The sequence below is a fragment of the Cohaesibacter intestini genome, assembly GCF_003324485.1.
Lineage (GTDB): Bacteria > Pseudomonadota > Alphaproteobacteria > Rhizobiales > Cohaesibacteraceae > Cohaesibacter > Cohaesibacter intestini.
This window is the reverse complement of the sequence record NZ_QODK01000027.1, coordinates 1-1,198: the sequence shown is the minus strand read 5'-3', so window position 1 is coordinate 1,198 and position 1,198 is coordinate 1. Positions and strand designations below refer to the sequence as shown.

Annotated in this window: 1 protein-coding gene; it reads right to left on the bottom strand. The window is 52.1% G+C overall.

Annotated elements, in window-relative coordinates:
- Positions 1 to 167 precede the first annotated feature (167 nt).
- Complete coding sequence (locus tag DSD30_RS21445; protein ID WP_114011798.1) at positions 168 to 1,115, bottom strand: IS5 family transposase; 948 nt, start codon at positions 1,113 to 1,115, stop codon at positions 168 to 170.
- Between the last annotated feature and the right edge of the window lie 83 nt (positions 1,116 to 1,198).

Below are 1,198 nucleotides of genomic sequence, written 5' to 3'. Positions count from 1 at the left end.
GAGCCCTCTGAGAATTGATGCCCTTCCATTCCCTTGAGCCCGAATTTGGCTTTTGAAGCGGTTTTATGGGGTCATTTCACACCATTTCCAGCCTCTATTCACGCCGATTGCCCATTGCTTTGCCGAATTCCAAGAATTCAGGCAGACTGATCCTACGTTCGGTGCAATCATCCGAAGGCCCTTTTCAAGTTGTAGGCCGAACCAAACAAATAAAACTGCGTCTTGACTTGCCGCAGACCTCGATAGCGCGTTCGCTCCAAGCCTGAGCATTCCTTGCCAATCCCAAAAACTTGCTCAACCTCGAAGCGGAACGAAGAGATGGTCTTGTTCCACCAGACCTGCCAGATTGGCGCTGATTTTCCTTTCGGCTTCTTGCGCATGATCCGGTCTTTGATGGTTTGTGCCCGCAACTTGGCCCTCAGGGCTGCGCTTTCATACGCCTTGTCGGCACTGACTTGCTCCTCATCCCAGGAGATCAGATCCTCGCTGGCCTGACCGTCATGCAAACTGGCCCCGCTGGCGAGCAACTTGCGGATAAGGCCTGAGCCCTGGTCCAAACCGATATGCAGTTTGTAGCCGAAATAGCTTTTGCCATTCTTTTTGGAAAATTCCGCATCAGGATCGGCTTCAGAGACCTCGCCAGCCTCCACAGAAGGCCTCGATACTGCCGCCGAAACAAGAGTAGCGTCCATGATCGTGCCCTTGCGCAGGATCAGGCCGGACGCATCAAGCTGCCGCGTAATCTCATCGAACAGTTTCTTTTCCAACTGATGCTGTCGCAAGGCTTTGCGGAAATTGACAAAGGAAGTCTCATCAGGAGCAACGTGATCCAGGGGCAAACCGACAAACTTGCGAAAGCTCAGACTGTCGCTGACCCGATATTCCAGTTCAACATCGCTAAGATCATGCCATTGGGCAAGCAGAAGGGCTTTGAACATCAACAGAGGCGGATAGCCCTTCCGGCCGACCTTGGCTCGTGTCACAGACAGAATTTGCATGATGGGATCCCAGTCAACGGTGGCATCAACCTGCTCAAGGCTCGAATGCTTCCGCGTCTTGCGCTGACGGACAAATTGCTCCGCAAAGCCAAGTTGATTAAAGTTCTTGATGCCCATTCTGAACGCCTCCTCCAATAATGGGCACTATAGCAACCAACAATCAAAATTACCCGAAATCATTCCGTTTCTCAGAGGGCTCC

What these genes read in the sequence shown, in the direction of transcription:
- DSD30_RS21445 (WP_114011798.1), bottom strand. Translation starts at nt 1,115, where the DNA reads ATGGGCATCAAGAACTTTAATCAACTTGGCTTTGCGGAGCAATTTGTC.